Raw genomic sequence first — 16,579 nt, 5'->3', positions numbered from 1 at the left:
CAGTGCTCTCGTTTTTTGTCGGTGCTCTGATATGGTCGCGACATGAGTTCGAGCCTCACCGCACGCGAGAGGGTCAGGGCCGAGCTGACCCGCGAGATCACCGATGTCGCCCGCAGGCAGCTCGCCGTCGACGGCGCGAGCGGCCTGTCCCTGCGCGCGATCGCCCGCGAGATGGGCATGGCCTCCTCGGCGATCTACCGCTACTTCCCGTCCAGGGACGACCTGCTCACGGCCCTGATCATCGACGGCTACAACGCCGTCGGCGAGGCCGTGGAGAACGCCGACGCGGCCGTCCCACCGGAGGACCACGGGAGGAGGTGGATGGCGGTCTGCCACGCCGTGCGGGACTGGGCGCTCGCCCACCCGCACGAGTACGCCCTGCTGTACGGCTCACCCGTCCCCGGCTACCGCGCCCCCCAGGACACCGTCCCCGCCGCGCTCCGCGACACCGTCGTCTACGGCCGGATCGTCTCCGCCGCCCACCGCGCCGGAGCGCTGAACCCGCCCGACACCTCTCACCCGCCCGTCCCGCCGTCCTTCCACGAGGACGCCGCACGCGTGCGCGAACTGATACCCGACGTCCCCGACGACGTGGTCGTCCGCGGCCTGATCGCCTGGACCGGCCTGTTCGGCTGGATCGGCTTCGAGGTGTTCGGCCAGTTCGACAACGCGATCCTCGACCCCGCCTCCGCCTTCGACCACGCCATGCGCTGCCAGGCCCGCACCCTCGGGCTAGCTGTCTGATACGTCATGAGTTGGCCGGATAATTCACCCACCACAGCACGGCCTCGGCATGCGTGCTGTTTGTCCTTATGTGTCACACTAGGCTGCGGAGAGGTGGTCGATCGCGCCGTACTCGACGTATTCGTCCGGCACGAGTCCCAGGATCTCTCCGGCGTCGGCCAGACGTCCGCCCGGCGATCCACGGCCCCGAGGGGCCGTGGGACGACGGTCTCCGTGAGACCGTGTGAACGGCCGGAAGCCCTCTACCGGGCGAACCTCTTGCGCGCGGCTCCTCGGATGACCTGGCCCGGCCGCTGCTGCTCTCCGTGCAGGGAGGTGAGCACGACGAGCAACCCGGTGACGGCGGGGATGACCCACTGCATGAGACGCAGCTGCTGTTGCGTCTTGGCGACGTCCTCCGGGGTCTCCTTCTCCGGTTTCACGGCACCTTCCACCGGCACGTCGCCCGCGTCCGCGAGTTTGGCACCGAGCACCCCGGTGTAGGCGGTCGCGGCGAGTGCCCCGGCGGTCAGCACGGCCTTGGCCGCGGTGCTCGCCCCCACCCCGCGCTGGTACGCCACGCGCCGCCTGTTGGCGGACAGCAGACCGAGCGAGCCGACGAGAAAGGCGCCGACGCTCGCCGCGCTGACCGGCGCCCACCTGCCCCATCCCGCGTTCGCGACCCGCAGGCGCTCACTCCTGTCGCTCACCACGGCGGTGGCACCGTTGAGGCCGACCGCGCCCATCAACGATCCCCCGAACCAGGCGGCCAGCCCGACATCGTGCATCGCACGCACGACCGTGTTGCGTTCCATGCTCTCCCCCTCATCACCAGCGCTGGATTCACGAGCTCTAACGGTGGATATCGCACTGTTATCGCTGTGATGGGAGTTGACTACCCTGATCCGATCGTAAGATCCGCTTGTGAGCTGATGTCCGGATCAAGGTTGGGGCTGGGAACGGTCAGGAAGCGAAGACACGGGCGTCGAGGAACGGGGTACGGAACTTGCCCGTGGGATCGAGGTCGGCGGCCAGGCGCCGGAAGTCCGGGAGCCGGTCGTACAGGGAGTTCAGGCGCTCGGGTCCCATGAGGAAGAGTTTGCCCCAGTGCGGGCGGGCCTCGAAGGGCTCCAGCGACTCCTCGACCACGGCGAGCACCCGGCTCACCGCGGGCCAGTCCTTCTTCCAGGTGAAGTGGACGGCGACGACGTCCTCGCGGTAGGCGGTGCTCAGCCACAGGTCGTCCGCCGCGACGGTGCGGATCTCCGAGATCTGCAGGACGGGGGCGATGACGTCCCTGACCGCGTCCAGCGCGCGGAGCGCGGCGAGGGCGTGGCGGCGTGGCAACAGATACTCCGACTGGAGCTCCTCCCCGCTGCTCGGGGTGAAGTCCAGGCGGAAGTGCGGCAGCCGGTCGTACCAGGGGCCGGGGACGCCCATCTGCGCGGTGCAGTTCACGGCGGAGATCCCCGGCAGCGGGTGCCGGTCGGCCGTGGCCGCCGTGGCGTCCAGCCAGCGCGGCGCCGCCTCCCACGGACCGGACTCCTCCTCGCGGCGCTTCACCCACACCTGGTCGATCCGGGGGCCGCTCCAGCCGGTGAACAGGCTCACGCTGTACGCGGCGGAGAGGACCTCCTCGAAGTGCTCCTCCAGGCGCGCCCACGGCAGGTTCTCGTAGACGTACTGCCGTACCTCGAAGGCCGGGACGACGTCGAGGACGACCCTGGTGACGATGCCCAGCGCGCCGAGGCCGACGACCACCCCGGCGAAGCGGTCGCCGTCCTTCTCGCGGCCGAGGACGGTGATCTCGCCGTCCGCGGTGACGAGTTCGAGGCCGGAGACCGCGGTGGCCAGATTGCCGTTGGCGACGCCGGAACCGTGCGTGGCCGTGGCGCAGGCGCCGGCGACCGAGATGTGCGGCAGGGAGCCGAGGTTGGGCAGCGCGTAGCCCTCGCCGTACAGCCACCGGCTCAGCTCGCCGTAGCGCACCCCGCCACCGACCGTGACCGTGCCCCGCTCCGGGTCGAGTTCGAAGGCGGCGGGCAGGCCCTCCAGCGAGACGAGGTCACCGCCGGGACGGTCGGCGATCTCGTTGAAGGAGTGGCGGGTGCCGAGCGCCCCGATGGCGGCGCTGCTCGCGACCACCTCCTGGAGCTCCTCGACGTCGCCGGGGCGGTGGATCCGCGCGGCGCCGTAGGTGATGTTGCCCGCCCAGTTCAGCAACCCTCTGGTCACGATGTGCCCTCTCCACGCCTCACGCCAGGCCGTACGCGGCGGATGCGCGCCACACGCGGCGATCGTGCCGGAACACGGACTCACTCGGGTGACCGGGCGGGGGCACGGATCGCGGCCGGGCGGTCGTGGTCGTGGCCGTGCGCGAGCACGGCCCATGACCGGTGATCGCGCGAGACGCGACGGCGGGCATTGCCGCCCCCAGGGTAGTTCAGAAATGTCGGTATATCACCGCGGGCCTTCACCGGCCGCGGGCCGCGCACTCGATGCAGGTCCTGGCGATCGGGCGTGCCTTCAGGCGCTCCAGGGCGATGGGGCGCCCGCAGTCGTCGCACACGCCGTAGGTGCCCTGCCGAAGTCGCCCCGCCATCTCGTCGAGATCGTCGAGATGGGCTTGTGCCCTGTCGAGCAGGGCCTGGAGATGGGACCGTTCGAAGGCGATCGTCGCCCCCTCGGGGTCGTGCTCGTCGTCGTTGCTCACCAGCGCCGACGACTCGACGAGGTCGTCCCAGTCACGTGTCAGCGCCGCGATCTGGACCACCGTCCTCTCGCGGTCCTCGGCGAGCAGATCTCGTATCGCCGCCCGCTGGGAGGAGGACAGCACGGTTTTCCTAGGCCGCTCGCCCATCGCCGTCTCACCTCGTTCTGTCGCGGATCCGCTCCTGGCCGTGAGCATCGTCGGCCTGTTTCTTGAGGCCACTGACCTGTGTCTTTCCCTCAGTTCAGGGCGCGCGAGGGGGAACGGCCCGTACGGCGGCGGGGGCACCCTCGCCGCCGTAGGAGCCTTTTACGGGAACGGGAACCGATGATCGGGCCGCCGTTCGATGGCGGGAACGCCCGATCCTCTCCGGCACCCATCAGCGGGCCGTCGCCTGTCCCGGACGCCGCCCCGTGCCCGGAGCGGCGTGTTCCACGGGGCGGGTGTCAGAAGGAGAAGATCGGCCCTGTCGCGGTGCGCAACTCACACTGGTTGCTGAAGGTCCGCTGGTATCTGATGGAGCGGCCGTTCCAGGTACCGGTCGCGGAGACGACGATGGGGTCGTAGTACTGCGGGCAGGCTCTCCACGGCAGCCTGATGCGGGCGGGGTCGCCCTGCGCCCGGAGCAGCAGCGAGCATGCCTGGGTTCCTTCGGGATGCATGCCGTAGAGCGGCGCGCATCCGAGGCGAATAGTCCGCTTCCTGCCTATCCGCGAGACGGTCAGCGTGAGGTGCTTGGCGTACGGGCCTCCGGCCGTCGGCCACGGCGGGGGCACGATGGGCGGCCGGGGCGGCATCGGGACCGGAATCGGCGGAGGCGGGATGGGCTGGCCCCACGGCGGGTGCGGGATCGAAGTGGGCCAGGGCGGCATCGGAACGGGCGGGGTCGCGACGGGCCGCGGCGGCATCGGAACGGGCTTGGGCGGAACCGGGAGCGGATCGGCGATCGACTGGGTCACGGGCGGGTCAGGTATGTGGTTCGGTGGTGACTGCGTGTCCGCGGTGGCGGTACCGCTGAGGATGACGAGCCCGGCGGTGGCCAGGCCGAGAATACATCGCATAGATTCCCCCGATGAATACGAATTTCGCATGTAACCGATAAGTCGTTTTCGGTTGATTCGAGGGGAGCAAGTTGTACCCTGAGCTGCGAAGAGGCTACGTCGATAACGTGGGGATGTCTCGCAGCGACTCGCTCCGGAATGCCATAAATTCACCGGTCGGGGGCGCCTCCGGACGGGGCTGTTCAGGGCAAAGGCCCGCGAGCACATCCGTCGCACGGATTTGTATGAAAAAAGCCGGTTTTGAGGCAGTCGTCGCGGCTGCGGCATCCGCCACCGCCCATGCGACGGACGCCACGGCACCGCCTGCGCCCCTGAGGTCACGAGCGTCTCCGGCACCGGAAGGCGAGCGGAGACGACTCGACCGCGCCCGGGCGGATTTCGCGGTGGGCGCGGTCGGGTGAGCGACGTCGATGCCTTGTGGGCGCCTGTCGAACCTCCTACGGCAGATCGTGCCGTACGGTCCTTCGCTAGCGGCCGGCGCGGTTGACCGCGGAGATGACGGCCTTGAGCGAGGCGGTGGTGGTGTTGGAGTCGATGCCGACACCCCACAGTGTCCGGCCGGCGATCTCGCACTCGATGTAGGAGGCGGCCTTGGCGTCGGTCCCCGCGCTCATGGCGTGCTCGGCGTAGTCGAGGACGCGCACCTGGACGCCGACCCTCGCCAGGGCGTCGCAGAAGGCGGAGATGGGACCGTTGCCGACCCCCTCGACCTCGCGGATCTCACCGTCGAGGCGCAGGTCGGCGCTGATGGCGTCCTTGCCGTCGCCCCTGGAGGTGGTGCGGTGGGCCAGCAGGCCCAGACGGCCCCACGGGCTGGCCGGGTTGGGCAGGTATTCGTCGGTGAAGACCTCCCACATCCGCGTGGCGTTCACCTCGCCGCCGACGGTGTCGGTGTGGGCCTGGACCGCGCGGGAGAACTCGATCTGCAGGCGGCGCGGCAGGTCCAGGTGGTGGTCGGCCTTCATGATGTAGGCGACGCCACCCTTGCCGGACTGGCTGTTGACCCGGATGACCGCCTCGTAGGTGCGGCCGATGTCCTTGGGGTCGATCGGCAGGTACGGGACCGCCCAGGTGAACTCCTCGACCGGGACGCCCGCGGCGGCCGCGTCACGCTCCAGGTGCTCGAAGCCCTTCTTGATGGCGTCCTGGTGGGAGCCGGAGAAGGCGGTGTAGACGAGCTCGCCGCCCCACGGGTGGCGCGGGTGGACGGGCAGCTGGGTGCAGTATTCGGTGACCCGGCGGATCTCATCGATGTCGGAGATGTCGACCTCGGGGTCGACGCCCTGCGAGAACAGGTTCATGCCCAGCGTGACCAGGCAGACGTTGCCGGTGCGCTCACCGTTGCCGAACAGGCAGCCCTCGATCCGGTCGGCCCCCGCCATGTAGCCCAGTTCGGCGGCGGCGACGGCGGTGCCGCGGTCGTTGTGGGGGTGCAGGGACAGCACGATCGAGTCGCGGTAGGCGAGATTGCGGTGCATCCACTCGATCTGGTCGGCGTAGACGTTGGGCGTGGCCATCTCGACGGTGGCGGGCAGGTTGATGATGACCTTGCGGTCGGGGGTGGGCTGCCAGACGTCGTTGACGGCGTCGCAGACCTCCACCGCGTACTCCAGCTCGGTGCCGGTGAAGGACTCGGGGGAGTACTGGAAGTAGATCTCCGTGTCGTCCATCTGGGTGGCGAGCTTCTTGCAGAGCTTGGCGCCCTCGACCGCGATCGCGGTGATGCCCTCGCGGTCCTGGCCGAAGACGACCCGCCGCTGGAGGGTGGAGGTGGAGTTGTACAGGTGGATGATCGCCTGCTTGGCCCCGCGCACCGACTCGAAGGTCCGCTCGATCAGCTCGGCCCTCGCCTGGGTGAGGACCTGGATCACCACGTCGTCGGGGATCAGGTCCTCTTCGATGATCTGCCGTACGAAGTCGAAGTCGGTCTGGGAGGCGGCGGGAAAGCCCACCTCGATCTCCTTGTACCCCATCTTCACCAGCAGCTCGAACATCTTGAGCTTGCGGTGGGAGTCCATGGGATCGATCAGTGCCTGGTTGCCGTCACGCAGGTCGACGGCGCACCACCGGGGGGCGCGGTCGATGACCCTGCCGGGCCAGGTGCGGTCGTCCAGCCGGATCGGCGCGAAGGACTCGTAGCGCGTGAAGGGCATGGGACTGGGTTGCTGCTGCGGATACATGCAAGGCTCCTCGACTGGAAAAACAATCGTGGCCGACGCGCATGGCTCGCTCCGCGACGAGGGAGCCGGCCTCTACAGGCCCTCGTCGCGGCAGCTAAGAAGCAGACCGCGCAGCATGCCTAGCACGTTAGCAGACGTCTCAGGATCCCCGTGCCTCGGTCTCACATGGCGGGACTTTAAGGATCTTCGCGGATCCCGTCCGCGCGGGAGGCGCCGCCCGCCATGCCCGCGACGGTCGCCACGAGAGGCCGCCCGATTCCCACGGTGTGACGATCCGCTGATCGGATACAGTCCAGAAGTACTCTGACAGGGGGAACGGCCATGAGGGACGGCGACATCCTCGCCCACATCAACGAGCTGATCGCCGAAGAGCGGGAGCTCCGGGCGAGACTGGGCTCGCACTCGATCTCCTCACACGAGGAGAACAACCGGATCATGCAGTTGGAGGAGGCTCTCGACCAGGCCTGGGACCTGCTCAGGCAGCGCCGGGCGCTCCGCGAGTTCGGCGAGGATCCCGACTCGGCGGGCCCCCGCCCGATCGACGAGGTCGAAGGCTACAGTCAGTGACCGTCCGTCCCGGAAGCCGTCACAGGGAGTGCGTCGGCCACCCCGCGAGCTGACCCGTCGCTCCCGCTCGCCCGCCGCTCCGGCCGCTCCGCCGCACTCACCCGGCGCGCGGCTCGGTCACGGACGGGGACTCGGCGGGAGTCGGAGACTTGGCGGGTATCGGAGACTTCTCCGTACTCGGAGACGGAGCCGGGGACGGATCCGGGGACCGGTCAGAGGACGGCGGGAGCGGGTCGGTCGCCTTCTCCGGACGGCCCTCACAGCGCGAGTCCGCCGAAGTCCGCTGCGAGGCCGGGGCGAGCCAGGAGATCACACTCTGTTCGACGTACCAGCCGTGCAGGTTCACCCACGTCCTGGGCACCTCGCCGGGATCGGGGCAGAGCACCTTGGACTGCAGCCTGTCGTTCTGGATGAACTCCACGGCACCGTCACGCTTGAGGACGGTGGTCATCTGGTCGTCGCTGGCGACCATGTAGCCCACGACCACCTCGGCGGGCCTCTTCGCGGTCGGACTCTCCACGCTGATCTGTATGGCGATCAACGGGAGGATCGGCGCCCTCATCACGACCACGCCGACCAGGAACGGCGTGAACACCGCCATCCCGATCGCGATGCCGTGGGTCAGCACCCTGGCCGGCGCCTCGGGCACGGGACCTGTCAGCAGCGCCGCGAACACCGGGGGAAGCGTGAGAAGGATCGCGGTCGCCACGTCCCGCGCGGTGAACGCCGAGACGATCGCCGGCCACAGCATGACGTACGACAGCACGGCGGCGATCACCGGCAGCGCGTAGCAGAACGTGGTCCGCAGCTCCTCGTGGTCCGGGAACCGTTCGCGCACGGTCAGCCCGAGCAGGGCGAGTGACATCATCGCGAGCGTCGGCAGGAAGCGCAGCTGCCAGGTGCACACGCCCATCGCGACGGCGAGGACCACGACCCAGCCGGGCAGCCGCTGGGCGCTGTGCACCAACCACGAGAAGCGGCCGGTGCTGATCCAGTAGAGGGTGCCGAGAAGCCTGCCCCCGACCACGACGACGGGCAGCACCCACACCGTGGTCAGCAGGACCGCGCTCAGCAGGCCCAGCGGGCTGATGGTCTGCACGAGCAGGAGCAGCGTCTGGGTGTCCTGCCTGCTGGCGTACCACAGCCGCATCACCAGCAGGACGATCGGGAAGACCGGCAGCAGCGTGAGGAACCACTCCTGGTTCCTCGGCGCGTCCCTCAACCGCGCGTTGGGCTTCAAGGCGCGGAGGGGCAATCCCGCACGGGGAGGGTCCGCTCCCAGGGCCAGCGGCGTACGTCCGGGGGAAGCGCGCACGGCTGCTGCGCCTGCGCCACGTCCACCCCCGGGTTGGCCGCCAGCAACGGCCGGATGTGCTTCTCGTACGCCTCCTCCCACATCTTGTTGCCCGGATCGGCGTAGGAGCGGTAGAGCGCGAGGTCGACCAGGGTGCGCAGCGCGCCGTTGGAACCCGCGTTGACCGCCCACATCTCCGTCTTCTCCAGCGCGATGTCGTGGTGGCGCAGTTTCCTTTCCGGCTGTGCGACGAACCCGGCCAGCAGGGCCGCGTCGGTCGTCACCGCCTCGGCCGCCCTGTCGCTCGGCACACCGTCCGCCAGACGGTCCACGCACTTGCTGATCAGGAGCTCGGCGATGGGGTCGACCTTGATCGCCTTCCTCAGCTCGGCCAGGGAGGTCGAGGTGCCGAGTGAGCAGACCTTCCTGCCCTCAAGCTGCCCCAGGGAGGCGACGTTGTCGTCGGGGTAGTCGGCCCTGGTCACCACCGACTGCTCGGTGTAGAGGTAGGGCGTGGAGAAACCGACGGAGGGGTCGGCCTTGCGTTCCGGCGTCACGCTGAAGGTCGCCACCACGAGGTCGACCTTGACGAACGTGCCGTCCGTGTCGCGGGCCTGCATACGCGCCCTGTCCTCGGTCTCGATGGCGAGGAAGTCGACCTGGTCGGGCCGGAACCCCAGATCCGCCGCGATCATGTAGGCGATGTCGATGTCGAAGCCGGTGAAACCGGTCCCGCCCGGCTCCCGCAGGGCGATGCCGGGGGTGTCCTCCTTCACCCCGATCAGAAGCCTGTCCTTGTTGAGGAGTCCAGCCTTCTCCCGCAGCTCGGCCTCGGTGGGAGGCCCGCTCACCCACGCGATGGACACCCCGACCACGACCGCGGCGAGGACCAGCGCGATCCAGGCGGCCAGCCTGAAACGGCGGAAACGGCGCCTGCGGGGCGGCCCCGGCGCTCCGGCCGGGACGATCGGCGGCCCGGACTGGAGGCCCTTGACGTCCGCGTCCTCGAATCGCGAAGCGCGATCGTAGCGGTCGTCGTACCGCCGCTCGCGTCCGTACCCGTCATCGTCCCAGCGGTCACGCGCATACCGGTCGTCAGGCCTCCGGCCGCGCTCATATCGTCCGCCGTCGCGCCGGTCACGTCCGTACCTGTCATCGTCCCAGCGGTCACGGTCATCGCGGTCATCAGGGGCACCGCCCCGCCGGTCACGCTCATACCGATCGTCGCCCCGCCGGTCACGGTCATAGCGGTCATCGCCCCGCTGGTCGCGTCCCTCGTCGCCTCGCGAGCCGGGGACGTCGGCGCCCGGCTCGCCGATCGTCGAGCCGGGCGGCGTCTCGCGCTCGCCGACGGCCGGGCCGCCGGTCTCCCCCGAGCCCGTGGCCGGGCCGCCGCTCTCCCCCGGGGAAGACCGGCCCTGCCTCTCGGGAGGTGAGGGAGCCCCCTCCGGGCCCGTCTCCCCGTCCGCAGGTTCCTTCGCCATGACACCCCCGGACTCCGCTTTTCTGGGCAGATTATGTCGTCGTCACCCGCCGCGGGAGGCCCTTCATCAAGAAGTGATCAAATGGGCCCTTCTTCATATTGGAAGTCCGATTCGGATTTTCTGAGGATCAGACGGCGAGAAGGCGGTGAATTCCCTCCCCGCGCAGTTCCTCGGCCGCCCCCGAGTGGACGACGTGCCCGGCGTCGAGAATGAGGAAACGGTCGGCGAGGCGGAGCGCCAGATCCAGATACTGCTCGACCAGCAGAACCGACAGTCCCGTGGCGTGCAGCCGCTCGATCGCCTCCTCGATCTCGATGACGATCGACGGCTGGATGCCCTCGGTGGGCTCGTCGAGGATGAGCAGCTTGGGACGGGTGACCAGGGCGCGGGCGATGGCGAGCTGCTGCTGCTGCCCGCCGGACAGGAATCCGGCGCGCCGCTTGAGCAGCGGCTTCAGACGCGGGAAGGTCTCCAGCGCCTCCTCCAGCGCCTCCTGCGGCCCCTTGGCGGCCTCCAGCGTGACCTGCAGGTTGCCGAGCACGCTGAGCTGCGGGAACGTCTCGTGACCCTGGGGGACGTACGCCATGCCGAGCCGGACCCGCTCGTGCGGCGGCATGCGGGTCACGTCGCGGCCCTCGAAGGTGACCGATCCCGCGGTGGCGGGCAGCACGCCCATCACCGTGTTGAGCAGGGTGGTCTTGCCGACCCCGTTGCGGCCCATCACGCACATCAGCTGCCCCGGCTCCACCTCCAGGGAGACTCCGAACAGCACCCGGGCCCTGCCGTACCCGGCGTCAAGTTCCTGTACCGACAGCATCGCTGCGCTTCCTTCCGATATAGACCTCCTGCACGCGCGGATCGTCGCGAACCTCGTCGACCGACCCCTCGATCAGCACCTTGCCCTCGTGCAGGACGGTGACCTGCGAGGCGTACCTGCGCAGGAACTCCATGTCATGTTCGATCACGATCACCGTGTGGTCGTTCGCCACGGACGTGAGGAGCTCGCCGGTGCGCTCCCGCTCGTCCTTGGACATACCGGCCACCGGCTCGTCCAGCAGGAGCAGCTTGGGACTCTGGGTGAGCAGCATGCCGATCTCCAGCCACTGCCGCTGACCGTGGGAAAGCACCCCCGCGGGCCGGTCGGCCAGCTCCTTGAGGCCGGTGGTCTCCAGGGCCTCGGCGACGGCGTCCGAGATGCCCCGCCTGCGCCGGGTCAGCGACCAGAGCGGCCTGCGGAAGGACGCGGCCAGGTCGAGGTTCTCCAGGACGGTGAGCTCCTCGAAGACCACCGAGGTCTGGAAGGTCCGTCCGACACCGAGCCGTACGATCTTGTGTTCGCGCTGCCCGACCAGGCTTTGCCCGTCGAAGACGACCTCGCCGGTGGTCGGGCGGGTGAGGCCGGTGATGACGTCGATGAGCGTGGTCTTCCCCGCCCCGTTGGGGCCGATCAGGAAGCGCAGCTCCCCCTTCTCGACCGTGAGGTCGATGCCGTCGATGGCGCGGAAGCCGTCGAAGACCACCGACAGCCCGCGCACCTCGATCATCGGGCTCATCCGACCTCCTCCATGACTCTCACCCCGGGGGCGTCCGCGGGCGGCGGTTCGGGGTCCGTACGACGCCTCGACCTGCGAGCCCAGGCGTCGCGCGCCGACGCCGCCACGCCGAGGATCCCCTTGGGGGCCAGGGTCATGACGAGGATGAACAGCGCGCCCTGCAGGTAGAGCCAGCCGTCGGCGAACTGCTCGCTGAAGGACGTCTTGGCGTACCCCATCACGACCGCGCCGAGGATCGCCCCTGCCAGCGCGAACCTGCCGCCCACCGCGACCGCGACGACGAGTTCCAGGGAGGGGACCACACCCAGCAGGGCAGGCGAGATGATGCCGACCACGGGCACGAACAGGGCCCCCGCGAGCCCGGCCATGCCCGCTGAGAGCGCGAAGGTGACGGTCTTGATCCTGGCGGGGTCGTAGCCGAGGAACCTGACGCGGTCCTCGCCGTCCCTGATCGCGACGAGCAACCGTCCGAAGCGGCTTTTGACCAGCTGGCGGGCACCGAGATAGAGCAGTCCCGTGACGATCGCGACCGCGAAGTACAGCCCGCGCTGGGTGGAGTCGGCCGCCAGGTCCTGGCCGAACAGGTCGTAGAAGTTGGTCAGGCCGTTGGTGCCACCGGTCAGGCCCTGCTGACCGACGAGCAGGATGACGAACGCGGCGGCGAGCGCCTGGGTGAGGATCGCGAAGTAGGCACCGCGCACCCGCTGCCTGAACACCAGCAGGCCGAGCACCGTGGCGATCACCATCGGCCCGACGACGACCATGGCGAGCGCGAACACCGGGTTCGCGAACGGTTTCCACAGGGCGGGCAGCTGCTCGACCCCGCTCCACACCATGAAGTCGGGCAGGTCGCCCTGGGCGTCCACCAGTTTCAGGTGCATCGCCATGGCGTAGCCGCCGAGCCCGAAGAACACGCCCTGGCCCAGGGTGAGCATGCCGCCCTGCCCCCAGGCCAGGCCGATACCCAGGGCGATGATCGCGAAGCAGAGATACTTTGCCAGCAGGCCGAGACGGAAGGGCTCCAGCAGGAGCGGCGCGACCACGAGGGCGAGCACGGCCACCACCGCGAAGACCCCGGGCCCCCTGAGACGTTCGAGATTCATGTCAAAGCCCTCGATCGGAGTACGAACAGGCCCTGGGGCCGGAACTGGAGGAAGGCGATGATCGCGGCGAACACGATCACCTTCGCCAGGCTGGCGTCGCTCCAGAACTCGGCGTAGGAGTTGAGCAGGCCGAGGCCGGCGGCGGCGATGACGGCGCCGCGCAGCTGGCCGAGGCCTCCGGCGACGACCACGAGGAAGGCGTCGACGATGTAGTAGGTGCCGAGGGCGGGTCCGACGGGGCCGATGAGGGTGAGGGCCACCCCGGCGACCCCGGCCAGGCCGGAGCCGATGAAGAAGGTGCGCTGGTCCACGTGGGCGGTGTTGATGCCGCTGACCGCGGCCAGCTGCCGGTTCTGCATCACCGCCTGCATCCGCCGCCCCTGGCCGGTGCGGTTCATGTAGGCCCAGATGCCGACGACGGTGGCGAGGGCGAGGGCGAAGATGAACAGCCGGTTGTAGGGCAGGGACGCGATGCCGCCCTGCAGCCAGGTGGGTGCCTGCACCTGCACGTTGGGCGCCCCGAACAGGTCGCGGGCGAGCTGCTGCAGCACGAGGCTCACGCCCCAGGTGAGCAGCAGGGTGTCGAGCGGGCGGCCGTAGAAGTGACGGATCGCGGTCCGTTCGAGGATGAGCCCCATCAGCCCGGCGACCAGGAAGGCGACGGGCAGGGCGACGATCACGGCCATCCGGCCGGTGAGGTCCTGGAGCAGGTAGGCGGTGTACGCGCCCGCCATGATGAACTCGCCGTGGGCCATGTTGATCACGCCCATCTGGCCGAACGTGAACGTCAGGCCGAGGGCGATGAGGAGCAGTACCGCGCCGATGGACAGGCCGATCGGGAGCTGGTTGAGGAAGGCCTCCACCGAATCCCCTTCCTAGGAGTGTCTGGCTCCGGAGCGGGCCGTGCCGCATTGTGGGTGCGCCACGGTGCTGCCCGTGATCTGGTCACGGCCCGGTCCGGAGCCGGTCTGAGAGGGGGTCAGCCGTTGGCCAGGCCGCTCGCCCAGGGGTAACCCTTGAGGTAGGGGTCGGGCTTGATCGGTTCGCCGGAGTTCCAGACCTCCTTGATGAGACCGTCGGGCTGGATCACCCCGATCCTCGCCGTCTTGTACATGTGCTGGTTCTCGCCGTCGATGGTGACCAGACCCTCGGGACGCTCCAGGGCGATGCCCCCGGCGGCCTTCTTGACTGCTTCGACCTCGACGGTTCCGGCCTTCTTGGCGGCCTCGGCCCACAGGTAGACGGCGTTGTATCCGGCCTCCATCGGGTCGGAGGTCACCTTGTCCGCGCCGTACTTGGCCTTGAACGCGGCGACGAACTTCTCGTTCGCCGGGTTCTCCGTGGTCTGGTAGTAGTTCCAGGCGACGGGGTGGCCGGCGATGTTGTCGACGCCGATGCCCTTGACCTCCTCCTCGGCGACGCTCACCGACAGGACGGGCATCTTCTCGGCGGTGACCCCCGCGCTGTTGAGCTGCTTGAAGAAGGCGACGTTGCTGTCACCGTTGAGGGTGTTGAAGACCGCGTCCGGCTTCGCCTGGACGACCTTGTTGGTCAGCGTGCTGTACTCGGTGTGGCCGAGGGGGGTGTACTCCTCGCCGAGGATCTCCATTCCGTTCGCCGCCGCGTACGCCTTGATGATCTTGTTGGCGGTGCGGGGGAAGACGTAGTCGCTGCCGACCAGGAATATCTTCTTCTTGCCCTGTTCCTTGAGGTAGTCCAGGCCAGGGATGATCTGCTGGTTGGTGGTGGCGCCGGTGTAGAAGATGTAGGGCGAGCTCTCCAGGCCCTCGTACTGGACCGGGTACCACAGCAGGGCCTTGCTCCGCTCGAACACCGGCAGCATCGCCTTGCGGCTGGCGGAGGTCCATCCGCCGAAGGTGGTGGCGACCTTGTCCTGGCGGATGAGCTTGGTGGCCTTCTCCGCGAAGGTGGGCCAGTCGGACGCGCCGTCCTCCACCACGGGGATCAGCTTCTTGCCGAGTACGCCTCCGGCGGCGTTGATCTCCTCGATCGCGAGCAGCTCGGAGTCCCGCACGGTCACCTCGCTGATGGCCATGGTCCCGCTGAGCGAGTGCAGGATGCCGACCTTGATGCCGTCCTCACTACCACCGCCACCGGCACTGGCCGCGTTCTTGTCCGCAGGGGCTTCGCCTCCACATGCGGTCAGTGCCATGGCCAGCGCCACGGCGACGACTCCGGAGCGCCACACTGTGTTCCTCAATGACTTTCCTCCTTGCCGGTACGGCCCCCGCACCGAGCTATCTGCCGTCAAGGTGACTGAGTGAGGTTTCCCGACTAGTTCGCAGTTGTTAATTGCGCTTTACCGGAAGCTAACCGCCGACATCATTAACGCTCTGACCTGCTGATATGTACGGCTGAGCTGGTCAGACATTCGTGAACACTGTCGTCACTGCTGATAATCGGCTCCCCCACCGGTAACGCAAAACGCGTCTATGGGAGGTCCCCTCATGCCCGACGCCGACATCATCGCCTTCACCCCCCGCCCGCTCAGTGGCCGCCGTAAGAAGAAGCGGCCCACCGTCGACACGCCGCCGGGCGCCGAACTTCACAGCCTCCTCGACTCCTGGCAGCTCGCCCTGGAAGCCCAGAACAAGGCCAGCGAGACGATCCGCGCCTACCTGCGCAGCGCCCGATACCTCATCCGGTTTCTCACCGAGCAGGGGATGCCGACCGACGCCGAGCGCGTCGACGCCGAGCACATCCGGGCATTCCTCGTCGCCGAGCGGGAGCGCACCACCGCCTCGTCAGCTGCGTGCCATCACGCGAACCTCGGCGTCTTCTGGCAGTGGCTGGTCACGGAGGAGGAGCGCACCACCGCCTCCCCCGTGCTCAAGGCCGACCGGCCGAAGAAGCACTCCAAGCGCACGAAGTACCTGACCGACGAAGAGGTCCAGGCCATCTTCGACGTGTGCAAGGGGCCTGGGTTCGCCGAACGGCGGGATCAGGCGCTGTTCCGCCTGTTCAACGACTGCGGAGTCAGGGTCAGCGGCGCCTCGGGGGCGCTCCTCGCCGACCTCGACCTGAAAGCCAGGACGCTCCTCATCCGGCTCAAGGGCGGCGACGAGCACATCGCCCCATTCAACGACCGGACGGCGGCGGCCCTGGATCGGTACCTACGCGTCCGAAGGAGTCACCCGCTCGCCGACTCGCCCTGGTTGTGGCTGGGGCAGCGCGGCCGAGCCAGCGGCCATCTGACGCCGGAGGGGATTCGGGAGATGATGCGGCGCCGCGGGAAGCAGGCCGGGGTGGCGGAGCTGAAGCCGCACCGGTTCCGGGCCCGATTCGCCCATGAATTCTTGGCCGCTGGCGGGTCTGCGCGGGGGGCGATGTCGGTGGCCGGCTGGCGGTCGGAGGCGATGTTGCATCACTACAGCGAGGAGTTGGCGCAGCAGCGGGCGCGGGAGGAGCATGCGCGGTTGAAGATCGGGGACCGGTTCTGAGCCTTGGGATGGGAGATCCCCGCGGCGGGGCTGCGTTCACCTGGCGCAGTCCCGGCGGGGATGTCAGGGGTGGGTCCACGCTCGCGCATCCACTCGCGAGCGGGGAGGGGAAGGTTAGTTTCGGTCGCGGTGGCTGTCGATTCGGCCCTGGTTGTAGCCGATGTGGTACTCGTCGGTGCGGAACCGGAAGATGTAGGCCAAATGGAGGACGCCGGTGAGGGTGAGGAGGAGACGCTGGGCGGTGTCAAGACCTCCCCACATTTCGGGCGACACATAATGCGCAATTCCGTACGCGATGTTAATTACCCACAGGGTGTAGATTCCGAGTTTGGCCAGGCGCATCATTGAGCCCCCCTGGGTGCTATGAACGTAGTGTCTCGAACAGCCGTACTATTGTGTCGTTCAACATTGCAGTATTGGTCCGTTCCAGACAACACCCAGGC

Annotated in this window: 16 protein-coding genes; 3 read left to right on the top strand and 13 right to left on the bottom strand. The window is 68.6% G+C overall.

Features of this window, described 5'->3' with window-relative positions; genetic code table 11:
- Positions 1-42: 42 nt before the first annotated feature.
- The gene (locus ABZ664_RS01470) at positions 43-744 is read left to right on the top strand and encodes a TetR/AcrR family transcriptional regulator (RefSeq protein WP_362501524.1); all 702 of its coding nucleotides are present in this window, start codon (positions 43-45) and stop codon (positions 742-744) included.
- 242 nt (positions 745-986) lie between these two features.
- Here ABZ664_RS01470 and ABZ664_RS01465 read toward each other — a convergent pair whose 3' ends face one another.
- The 5 genes from ABZ664_RS01465 to leuA form a co-directional block, all read right to left on the bottom strand.
- Entirely contained in the window at positions 987-1,538 is a 552-nt protein-coding gene (locus tag ABZ664_RS01465) for a hypothetical protein (RefSeq protein WP_362501522.1), read from the bottom strand.
- Between the two features lie 148 nt (positions 1,539-1,686).
- A complete protein-coding gene (locus ABZ664_RS01460) occupies positions 1,687-2,958 on the bottom strand; it encodes an FAD-binding protein (RefSeq protein WP_362501520.1) in 1,272 nt (423 codons plus the stop codon).
- 238 nt (positions 2,959-3,196) lie between these two features.
- The gene (locus ABZ664_RS01455; protein ID WP_362501518.1) at positions 3,197-3,583 is read right to left on the bottom strand and encodes a TraR/DksA C4-type zinc finger protein; all 387 of its coding nucleotides are present in this window, start codon (positions 3,581-3,583) and stop codon (positions 3,197-3,199) included.
- Between the two features lie 296 nt (positions 3,584-3,879).
- A complete protein-coding gene (locus tag ABZ664_RS01450) occupies positions 3,880-4,494 on the bottom strand; it encodes an SSI family serine proteinase inhibitor (protein WP_362501516.1) in 615 nt (204 codons plus the stop codon).
- 467 nt (positions 4,495-4,961) lie between these two features.
- A complete protein-coding gene (gene leuA / locus ABZ664_RS01445; protein ID WP_362501514.1) occupies positions 4,962-6,674 on the bottom strand; it encodes a 2-isopropylmalate synthase in 1,713 nt (570 codons plus the stop codon).
- A gap of 321 nt (positions 6,675-6,995) precedes the next feature.
- Here leuA and ABZ664_RS01440 point away from each other — a divergent pair, with 321 nt between their 5' ends.
- Complete coding sequence (locus ABZ664_RS01440) at positions 6,996-7,241, top strand: DUF2630 family protein (protein ID WP_362501512.1); 246 nt, start codon at positions 6,996-6,998, stop codon at positions 7,239-7,241.
- 97 nt (positions 7,242-7,338) lie between these two features.
- Here the strand turns inward: ABZ664_RS01440 and ABZ664_RS01435 are convergent, their stop codons facing one another.
- The 7 genes from ABZ664_RS01435 to urtA form a co-directional block, all read right to left on the bottom strand.
- A complete protein-coding gene (locus ABZ664_RS01435; RefSeq protein ID WP_362501510.1) occupies positions 7,339-8,481 on the bottom strand; it encodes a hypothetical protein in 1,143 nt (380 codons plus the stop codon).
- Entirely contained in the window at positions 8,478-10,019 is a 1,542-nt protein-coding gene (locus ABZ664_RS01430) for a transporter substrate-binding domain-containing protein (protein WP_362501508.1), read from the bottom strand. Before ABZ664_RS01430 ends, ABZ664_RS01435 begins: the two co-directional genes overlap by 4 nt.
- A 127-nt stretch (positions 10,020-10,146) precedes the next feature.
- Positions 10,147-10,836 carry an urea ABC transporter ATP-binding subunit UrtE gene (gene urtE, locus ABZ664_RS01425; protein WP_350944538.1) on the bottom strand — a complete coding sequence of 230 codons (690 nt, stop codon included), beginning with the start codon at positions 10,834-10,836 and terminating at the stop codon, positions 10,147-10,149.
- Positions 10,814-11,563, bottom strand: a complete 750-nt coding sequence (urtD, locus tag ABZ664_RS01420) for an urea ABC transporter ATP-binding protein UrtD (protein WP_362502219.1) — start codon at positions 11,561-11,563, stop codon at positions 10,814-10,816. Before urtD ends, urtE begins: the two co-directional genes overlap by 23 nt.
- Positions 11,564-11,568: 5 nt before the next feature.
- Entirely contained in the window at positions 11,569-12,675 is a 1,107-nt protein-coding gene (gene urtC / locus ABZ664_RS01415) for an urea ABC transporter permease subunit UrtC (RefSeq protein WP_362501506.1), read from the bottom strand.
- Positions 12,672-13,538, bottom strand: a complete 867-nt coding sequence (gene urtB / locus ABZ664_RS01410) for an urea ABC transporter permease subunit UrtB (RefSeq protein WP_362501504.1) — start codon at positions 13,536-13,538, stop codon at positions 12,672-12,674. The genes urtC and urtB overlap by 4 nt, the downstream gene beginning before the upstream one ends.
- A gap of 116 nt (positions 13,539-13,654) precedes the next feature.
- Positions 13,655-14,848: an urea ABC transporter substrate-binding protein gene (urtA, locus tag ABZ664_RS01405; RefSeq protein ID WP_362502217.1), complete on the bottom strand. Its 1,194-nt coding sequence runs from the start codon at positions 14,846-14,848 to the stop codon at positions 13,655-13,657.
- Positions 14,849-15,143: 295 nt separating this feature from the next.
- Here urtA and ABZ664_RS01400 point away from each other — a divergent pair, with 295 nt between their 5' ends.
- Positions 15,144-16,136, top strand: a complete 993-nt coding sequence (locus ABZ664_RS01400; RefSeq protein WP_362501502.1) for a tyrosine-type recombinase/integrase — start codon at positions 15,144-15,146, stop codon at positions 16,134-16,136.
- A gap of 114 nt (positions 16,137-16,250) precedes the next feature.
- Here the strand turns inward: ABZ664_RS01400 and ABZ664_RS01395 are convergent, their stop codons facing one another.
- The gene (locus ABZ664_RS01395) at positions 16,251-16,481 is read right to left on the bottom strand and encodes a hypothetical protein (RefSeq protein WP_362501500.1); all 231 of its coding nucleotides are present in this window, start codon (positions 16,479-16,481) and stop codon (positions 16,251-16,253) included.
- Positions 16,482-16,579: the final 98 nt, after the last annotated feature.

Origin of the sequence: Streptosporangium sp. NPDC006930 (genome assembly GCF_040635605.1) — a bacterium.
In the GTDB taxonomy this organism is placed as follows: domain Bacteria; phylum Actinomycetota; class Actinomycetes; order Streptosporangiales; family Streptosporangiaceae; genus Streptosporangium.
The sequence above is the reverse complement of the archived record's forward strand: the minus strand, read 5'-3'. Positions and strand labels throughout refer to the sequence as shown.

Excerpts from the sequence above, each read along its gene's own strand:
- ABZ664_RS01470 (WP_362501524.1), top strand. The coding sequence starts at position 43 with ATGAGTTCGAGCCTCACCGCACGCGAGAGGGTCAGGGCCGAGCTGACC.
- ABZ664_RS01465 (WP_362501522.1), bottom strand. The coding sequence starts at position 1,538 with ATGGAACGCAACACGGTCGTGCGTGCGATGCACGATGTCGGGCTGGCC.
- ABZ664_RS01455 (WP_362501518.1), bottom strand. The coding sequence starts at position 3,583 with ATGGGCGAGCGGCCTAGGAAAACCGTGCTGTCCTCCTCCCAGCGGGCG.
- ABZ664_RS01450 (WP_362501516.1), bottom strand. The coding sequence starts at position 4,494 with ATGCGATGTATTCTCGGCCTGGCCACCGCCGGGCTCGTCATCCTCAGC.
- leuA (WP_362501514.1), bottom strand. The coding sequence starts at position 6,674 with ATGTATCCGCAGCAGCAACCCAGTCCCATGCCCTTCACGCGCTACGAG.
- ABZ664_RS01440 (WP_362501512.1), top strand. The coding sequence starts at position 6,996 with ATGAGGGACGGCGACATCCTCGCCCACATCAACGAGCTGATCGCCGAA.
- ABZ664_RS01430 (WP_362501508.1), bottom strand. The coding sequence starts at position 10,019 with ATGGCGAAGGAACCTGCGGACGGGGAGACGGGCCCGGAGGGGGCTCCC.
- urtE (WP_350944538.1), bottom strand. The coding sequence starts at position 10,836 with ATGCTGTCGGTACAGGAACTTGACGCCGGGTACGGCAGGGCCCGGGTG.
- urtD (WP_362502219.1), bottom strand. The coding sequence starts at position 11,563 with ATGATCGAGGTGCGCGGGCTGTCGGTGGTCTTCGACGGCTTCCGCGCC.
- urtC (WP_362501506.1), bottom strand. The coding sequence starts at position 12,675 with ATGAATCTCGAACGTCTCAGGGGGCCCGGGGTCTTCGCGGTGGTGGCC.
- urtA (WP_362502217.1), bottom strand. The coding sequence starts at position 14,848 with ATGGCACTGACCGCATGTGGAGGCGAAGCCCCTGCGGACAAGAACGCG.
- ABZ664_RS01400 (WP_362501502.1), top strand. The coding sequence starts at position 15,144 with ATGCCCGACGCCGACATCATCGCCTTCACCCCCCGCCCGCTCAGTGGC.
- ABZ664_RS01395 (WP_362501500.1), bottom strand. The coding sequence starts at position 16,481 with ATGATGCGCCTGGCCAAACTCGGAATCTACACCCTGTGGGTAATTAAC.